This is a genomic window from Stenotrophomonas sp. Marseille-Q5258 (assembly GCF_946900935.1).
In the GTDB taxonomy this organism is placed as follows: domain Bacteria; phylum Pseudomonadota; class Gammaproteobacteria; order Xanthomonadales; family Xanthomonadaceae; genus Stenotrophomonas; species Stenotrophomonas nematodicola.
Genome location: NZ_CAMPPN010000028.1, coordinates 1 through 7492 on the forward strand (window position 1 = coordinate 1; position 7492 = coordinate 7492).

The 7492-nt window shown below is 68.1% G+C and carries 5 protein-coding genes and 2 tRNA genes; 3 read left to right on the top strand and 4 right to left on the bottom strand.

What is annotated here, in order from left to right:
• Positions 1–51: 51 nt before the first annotated feature.
• Positions 52–127: transfer RNA gene (locus tag OC534_RS16625), tRNA-Glu, on the top strand.
• A 62-nt stretch (positions 128–189) separates the two neighbouring features.
• On the opposite strand, the gene OC534_RS16630 is transcribed toward OC534_RS16625, so the two are convergent.
• Positions 190–606 (bottom strand): GNAT family N-acetyltransferase, encoded by a 417-nt coding sequence (locus tag OC534_RS16630; protein ID WP_017357140.1) that lies wholly within the window; start codon positions 604–606, stop codon positions 190–192.
• A 104-nt stretch (positions 607–710) separates the two neighbouring features.
• Here OC534_RS16630 and OC534_RS16635 point away from each other — a divergent pair, with 104 nt between their 5' ends.
• The gene (locus tag OC534_RS16635) at positions 711–1667 is read left to right on the top strand and encodes an SOS response-associated peptidase (protein ID WP_262072208.1); all 957 of its coding nucleotides are present in this window, start codon (positions 711–713) and stop codon (positions 1665–1667) included.
• Between the two features lie 19 nt (positions 1668–1686).
• On the opposite strand, the gene OC534_RS16640 is transcribed toward OC534_RS16635, so the two are convergent.
• Positions 1687–2067 carry a response regulator gene (locus OC534_RS16640; protein ID WP_017357138.1) on the bottom strand — a complete coding sequence of 127 codons (381 nt, stop codon included), beginning with the start codon at positions 2065–2067 and terminating at the stop codon, positions 1687–1689.
• A gap of 125 nt (positions 2068–2192) precedes the next feature.
• Here OC534_RS16640 and OC534_RS16645 point away from each other — a divergent pair.
• Positions 2193–2279, top strand: a tRNA-Leu gene (locus OC534_RS16645).
• A gap of 318 nt (positions 2280–2597) precedes the next feature.
• On the opposite strand, the gene OC534_RS16650 is transcribed toward OC534_RS16645, so the two are convergent.
• Together OC534_RS16650 and OC534_RS16655 are read right to left on the bottom strand one after the other, a co-directional pair.
• Positions 2598–4451, bottom strand: coding sequence for a methyl-accepting chemotaxis protein (locus OC534_RS16650; protein WP_313160950.1), 1854 nt, complete (start codon positions 4449–4451; stop codon positions 2598–2600).
• A 421-nt stretch (positions 4452–4872) separates the two neighbouring features.
• Positions 4873–7065, bottom strand: coding sequence for a PAS domain S-box protein (locus OC534_RS16655; RefSeq protein WP_262072209.1), 2193 nt, complete (start codon positions 7063–7065; stop codon positions 4873–4875).
• Positions 7066–7492: the final 427 nt, after the last annotated feature.

The following is a 7492-nucleotide window of genomic DNA, read 5'->3' on the forward strand; positions in this document are numbered from 1 at the left end:
CCACTTCTCCGGACACAGGCCGTCCGACAGAAGCAAAATCCGGTTCAACGCGTCCCCATCGTCTAGAGGCCTAGGACATCACCCTTTCACGGTGGCGACCGGGGTTCGAATCCCCGTGGGGACGCCAGCTTCAACAAACAGCCCTGACTCCGGTCGGGGCTTTTTGTTGGCGCTTCTTTCTCTGCGTGGTCAGCCCACCACCTTGGCCATGCCCACCGACTTCGGCGCGGTCTGGGCAAAACCGAACTGCGCGTACAGCCGATGCGCCTGGCCATCGGCGATCAGACTTACGTAAGCACCGACCGCGTTCGCGCGCAGCCAGACATCCAGCGCGCCCATCACCGCCTTGCCCAGTCCCTGCCCCTGGCGGTCGGGAACCACCGCAATGTCCACCACCTGCAGGAAGCAGCCGCGGTCGCCGACCAGCCTGCCCATCGCCACCAACCGTTCGCCGTCGCGGATGCTCACCCCGAACACCGTGTTGGGCAGGCCCAGCGTGGCTGCCTCCAGTGATTTGGGGCTCAGGCCGGCGAGCACGCGCAGCTGGCGGTACTCCTCGACAGTGGGCGGCACGGGGTAGAGCTGCAGGCTGGCAGGCAGGGACATGGGGCTTTCTCGGAGTGAACGGGCCTGTAGCATGACGCAGGCCATGCGCACCCGGTGAGACCCACGCGTCCTATCCTGTTCCCCTGCCCGCCGCCCCTGCCGCCATGTGCTACTCCGCCCAGATCCGTGCCGATTACACCAGGCTTGTACGTGAGTACGGCGCGGTCATGTCGCTGGAGGCGTTCGCGCAGCTCTATGCGCACGATCCTGGCAAGCCACGGCCCAAAACGCCCAAGGCGATGGATGACGGGTTCGCCGGCGCACGCACGCCGCAGGGGCAGGACATCGTGGCAAAGATCCAGCAGTGGCATGCCGAGGAAATGCGCGCACTCGACGAGGAGATCCGGCTGCAGTCCGCACGCCTGGCATCGGCTGAAAGCCAGCTCGCCGCACGCCCTTCGCAGAAGGCACGCAACGAACTACGTATCGCCGGCAACCGGATCGAGCGCGCGCAGGCGCGCCTGGACGACCTGCACCGCACCGGGCTGCTGCCGCGCGACAGCCGCATCTTTCCGGGCGTATACGCGCCGGTGATCGTTTCCGAGGGCGGCCAGCGCGTGATCAAGCCGATGCGCTACCAATGCCGGCTGCCGGATGTGCCGGCCCGCAATGACGTGCTCTACCCGGGCACCTACAATGCGCGCCGCGACAGCCTCGGTGGGTACTGGAAGCCCGCGTTCGGTCATCGACACGGCGTCGTGGTGGTGCAGTCGTTCTATGAGCACGTTCCGCGCCATGCACTCGAACACCGCGCGTTGGCACCTGGCGAGCGCGCGCAGAACGTGGTCCTGGAATTCCACCCGCAGCCGCCACGCGACCTGCTCGTGGCCTGCCTGTGGTCGGAATGGGACGGGCCGGAAGGCCGGCTGCTGTCGTTCGCGGCGATCACCGACGAACCGCCGGTGGCGGTAGCCGCAGCCGGGCATGACCGCTGCATCGTGCCGATCCGCCCGGAACACCTGGACGCGTGGCTCAATCCTGACCCGGCCGATCTGGCCGCGCAGTACCGCATTCTCGACGACCGCGAACCGGTTGATCTTGTCTGTCAGGAAGCGGCCTGACACGCCCTCTGTCGCGGCATCAGCCGGCGACTGAATCGCCTTGGCGGGCACGCTCGAGTGCGGCGGTCAGTTCCGCGGTGAGGTACGGCTTGCTGAGCACGACACCGCTGCGGAACGTCGCCGGAAGATGATCCGGCGCCATGCCGGTCGCCAGAACAAACGGAATGCCACGTGCGGAAAGTCCTTCGGCCACCGCCTCACTGGTTTCGTTGTTGGCCAGACGGTAATCGAGCAGCGCGACCTGCGGTGCGGTCTCGCCCAGGAGGTGCAATGCCTCGGACACCGAGGCCGCCAACCCCACGACGACCGCCCCGGACTGCACCAGCTGCATCTGCAGCAGGGCCGCACTCATCTCGTCGTTCTCCACCACCAGCACCCGTAGATCCTGCAGCGCGCTCATCCCCGGCTCCCTGTATGGTTCAGCGCGGTGATTATAGCGTCCCAACCCGATGAAGGCCGCCGTCACACTGAAGCGTTCAGGTCTCCCCACCGCCGCAGGTTTTGTATACACTACGCGGCCAGCCAGCCGAAGTGGCGGAATCGGTAGACGCAGCGGACTCAAAATCCGCCGCCCTTAAAAGCGTGTGGGTTCGAGTCCCACCTTCGGCACCAATGGAACGATACGCTCCGCAATCATCGGAGATGAAACCCCGCTTTGGCGGGGTTTTTCGTTTACGCCAGTCGACCCATGCAGCGGTGGCTGGGTGCACCCGGCAGCGCTGGACCCTGCTCTGGCGCGCACTTCGGCCGGCCCTGCGCCGGCACGATCTCACGCCAGGCGATGGCCAGCGCGCAGTCGTTCGGCCAGCGCCAGCATGGCCGCCCACATCCATCCCTGTTGCAACCGCGTACGCCCGTCCGTTGGATGCAGGCGTATCCCAGAGCCACGCGCAAGGGTGCAGCCGGTGCCGCCGCCCATCGCGCCTGCGCTCACACCAGGCGCAGTACCGGCTGGGCGCCCTGCATTGCCTGTCGCTGCGTCTGCGCCACTGCCGCATCCACTCGGAATCCGGCCACGGTCTGCAGCAGCTGGGATGCCTGCTCCTCCATGCTGCGCGCCGCCGCCGACGCTTCCTCGACCAGCGCCGCATTCTGCTGGGTGCCTTCGTCGATATGCTCCACGGCACGGTTGATCTGCTGGATGCCCTCGCTCTGCTGCTGGGCGGCGGCGCTGATGTCGCTCATCAACGCGCTGACGCGCTTCACGTTGACCACGATGTCCGTCATCGTCCGTCCGGCGCTTTCGACCTGCGCGGTTCCCGCGCCGACCTTCTCCACCGAGTCGCCGATCAGTTGCTTGATCTCCTTGGCGGCGTCGGCCGAGCGCTGCGACAGCGAGCGGATCTCCGAGGCGACAACCGCGAAGCCACGGCCATGCTCGCCGGCACGCGCCGCCTCCACCGCTGCGTTGAGCGCCAGGATATTGGTCTGGAATGCGATGCCGTCGATGACCCCGATGATGTCGACGATGCGCCGCGAGGAGTCGTTGATCAGCGCCATCGTCGCCACCACTTCGTGCACCACGTGTCCGCCCTGGTCGGCGACATCGACCGCGCCGCTGGCAAGCGCGCTGGCCTGGCGGGCGTTGTCGGCGGTGCGCTGCACGGTCGCGGTGAGCCCCTTCATCGACACCGCGGTTTCCTCCAGCGACGCCGCCTGCTGCTCGGTGCGCACCGACAGGTCGCTGTTGCCTTCGGCGATCTCGCTGGCACCGACCGCGATGGTGTCGGCCGCGAACTTGATCTGCCCGATGATCGAGGCCATCGCCTCGACCAGCGCGTTGATGCCCTCGCAGAGCTCGGCGATCGGGCCGCGCTTGTCGGCGGTCGGAATGTGGCCGGTGAGGTCCCCTCCCTGGGCCGCCGCCACCACTTCACGGGTCTGCGCCACCGCCAGCTCCAGGGCAAGACTGGCTTGCACCTGCGCGGTCACATCGGTGGCGTACTTGACCACTTTGAACGGCCGACCGTTCATGTCGAAGATCGGGTTGTACGACGCCTGTATCCACACCTCACGCCCATCGCGCCCCAGCCGCTTGTATTGGCCGGCGTCGAACTCGCCCCGCCCCAGCTTTTCCCAGAAGCGCTGGTACTCGGCACTCTGGCGGTAGGCGGGCTCGGCGAACATCGAATGGTGCTGGCCACGCACCTCCTCCAGGCGATAGCCCATCACCGCCAGGAAGTTGTCGTTGGCGGCAAGGATGCGTCCGTCCATGCCAAACTCGATCACCGCCTGGGATTTGCTGATCGCCGCCAGTTGGCCGGCGAAATCGGCCGCCTGGAACTTCTGCGCGGTGATGTCGGTGGCAAATTTCACCACTTTGTAGGGCCGGCCATCGCTGTCGAACACGGGGTTGTAGGACGCCTGGATCCATATCTCCCGGCCGCCCTTGCCGACCCGGCGATACTGGCCGGCGTCGAACTCGCCGCGCCCCAGCTTGGCCCAGAACGCGCGGTACTCCTCGCTCTGCGCCTGCACCGGGTCGACGAACATCGCGTGGTGCCGCCCCTGGATCTCCGCCAGGGTGTAGCCCAGCGTCTGCAGGAAGTTGTCGTTGGCTTCCAGGATGGTGCCGTCAAGGTCGAACTCGATCACGGCCTGCACGCGGTGCAGGGCCGCGACCTGCGCTTCCAGCGCCGCCTGGTGACGTGCGGCCGCCCCGGCCCCCGCCTCGCCGTGGCTGCGGCGGGCGCGGAACAGGCCGCGCAGGGCGCGCCAGGGTGAATCGACGGCAGTGACCGACAGCGGTGCACGCACCGGCGTATGCAAGCCTGAAGTAAACATCGTATGACCTCGTGTCCGATAAGCGATGGCGACGCCGAACGGGATGTCCGGCGCGGGTGATCAGCTGGTTTGGGACGCACGAACATCGTCAGTTGAAATGACGCGACTTCCAGAGGCAGTGCACGACCGGAGCACGGTCGGGTGGATCTATCGATCAGACAGGCCGCCAGGTCCCCCTGCCACGCAGGGGGCAACTCCGACCGATATAGCGGCCCCTGGCAGGCAACCTTTAGGGCGGCCGATCAATCGATATGCAGGGCCGGCAGCGGCTTGGGCGGGAACACCGGCCGATCCAGCCAGAGCCATCGCCAGGGCGGTCACGTCCCTCGCGATCCAGGGGGCGCATCCTGCTGTTCCTGTCCATTCGCGTGGCCGGCGAGTATCCCGGACCGCCGTGGCGGCGGCCAGCCTGCGGCACCGCTCAGCCCTCCCCTGCCTCGCTGGTATCGCCGCTGTCGAGCGGATCGAACGGGCCCTCGCCCGGCGCCTCCACCTGCACGTTGTCGCGGCCGGCGGCCTTGGCCCGATAGCATTGCGCATCGGCGGCGGCCACAGCGTCATCCACGCTCATGGCGCCGCCCAGGGCGGCAATGCCGATGCTGGCCCCCACTGCCAGCCGCTGCTGGTCCCACGGAATGGACAGCGCGCGCAGCGCGTCGAGCAGATCGCTGGCGATACGCCGCGCACGCTTGAGCGAACAGCCGGCCAGGATCACCGCGAACTCGTCGCCGCCGAGTCGGGCGACGATGTCCGAATCGCGCACCCCATGCCGCAGCAGACTGGCCACCGCCCACAGCACGGCATCGCCGGCGAGGTGACCGTGCGTATCGTTGACGGGCTTGAAGTGGTCCAGATCGATGTACATCAGCGACGCCTGCTGCCCGGTGCGGGCCACGCGGGTGATCGCCTGCTGCAGGTGCGCTTCGAACCCGCGGCGGTTGCTCAGTTCGGTCAACGGATCGACCTCGGCCAGATGGCGCGCTTCGCGCTGGCGCGCGCGCTGCTGGGTGACATCGCGGATCACCCACACCGCACCACTGATGACGCCGTCCTCGCCACGCAGCCAGGCGCGCGTGAGGTCCACCGGCACCCGCTGGGCGCCCACCGCCAACAGCAGGTCCGAATGCAGATCCACCGCATTGCTGTCCGGATCCAGAAGCACGGACAGGTCCAGCGGCGAACGGGGCGCGTACTCGGTGGTCAGTTCCATCAGCTCGGCCAGCCGGCTGCCGGTGAGGCCGTCGGCGCCTGCCCCGGCCAACGCCCGGCTCGCGGCTGCGTTGGCGTACTGGACCGTGCCGTGCAGATCCAGAGTCACTACCATGTCGGCCACCGCATCCAGCGTAATCCGCGTGCGCTGTTCGGACTCGCGCAGCTGCTGCCCGCTCTGGCGCTGCGCGGTGACGTCCTGGATCTGCGACACGAAATGCAGCGGCTCGCCGTTGCCGGCGCGCACCAGCGACACCGACAGCCGCCCCCAGACAATATTGCCGGCCTTGCCCAGGTAGCGCTTGTCCATGTGGTAATGATCACGGCGGCCGGCGAGCAGGTCGCCGACCAGGGTCAGATCGGCGTGCAGGTCTTCGGGATGGGTCAAGGTCTGGAAGTCGATCTGCAGCAGTTCCGCACGGGTGTAGCCAAGGATGCCGCAGAGGGCATCGTTGACATCCAGCCAGCGCCCTTCCAGCGACACCAGCGCCATGCCAAGCGCGGCCGAGGAAAACGCGCCGGCGAACTTCTCCGCCGCCACATACGCCTGCTCGCGGATCGCCAGCAGCGGGGTGATGTCCACCGCCATGCCGACGTAGCCGATCCGCGAGCCGCTGGCGCAATCCAGCGGGCTGATCGACAGGCGCACCTGGCGGCGCTCGCCATCCTTGCGCACGAAGGTCCACTGGTGCGACCAGGTGCCCCGCGCGGCGCGAGCGGTCAGCGCCTGGAAGATGCTGGGCAGCGGCACACCGTCACCGACATCCTGCTGCAGGTACGCGCGCATTTCCTCGGCATCGTGGAAAAGGCCGGGGTTGACCCGCCCGATCACTTCGTCCGCACTGTAGCCGAGCAGCTTCTGCGCGCCGGTGTTGAACAGGTTGACCACGCCATCGATGTCGGTGGCGATCACCGCCACTTCGTCGGACGCATCCACCACCGCCTGCAGACGCTGGCGCATGTTGGCCGCATCCTGGCGGGCTGTCTGCAGGTCGGTGACATCGGCATGCGCACCGGCCATCCACACCGGCCGGCCCTGCGCATCCCATTCGTAGATGCGTCCGCGATCCTGTACCCAGATCCAGTGTCCGTCTTTGTGGCGCATCCGGCACAGGCTGTCGAACCGCAGCGAGCGTCCTTCCAGGTGCTCTTTCAGCAGTGCGTTGGAGCTCTCAAGATCGTCTGGATGCACCAGCCGGAAGAATGTCTCCGGGGTGATCGGAGCCAGTTCCTCGCGCGTGTAGCCGACAATGCCGGCCCAGCGCTCGTTGACCCGCATCTGGCCGGTCTGGATGTTCCACTCCCAGGTGCCGACGGCGATGCCATCGATGATTTTCTCCATGCGGCGAAGCTGGTCGGACAGATCGTCCGTCGGGGCGGGAATGCTGCCCGGCTCGCGGCTCATGACGGCCTCCGGCTGCCCGTCGCCGATGCGGCAGGCGCGTGCGCGGCCCGGGCGCATGCCCGGCCGAACGCCCTGTTCCTGGTGTCCGCCATGTCCCCTCCCCGCGACCGCGCGCCACGCCGTGCGGCCATTCAACGGGAAGTGTGCTTAAACCGGAGTCAAACCAGAAGTACCCCGGCCCACCGCCCCCCTCGCGGCATGGCGGTGCCACGGCCCCCCGCCGCCCCCGCCGCCGCCCCCCGCCCCCCAAAACCCGCCTGCTCCCCGCCGGGACCCATGTCACGTTGCCCCCCCCCCCCCCCGCCCCGCCCCCCCCCCCCCCCGCCCCCCCCCCCCCCGCCCCCCCCGTTTTCGCCGGCCCAGGCGGCCGGCCGGGGCTTGTTTGCCCGCGGGGCCGCCGCTCCCCGCCCGCGAGCGGCCCGCGCCC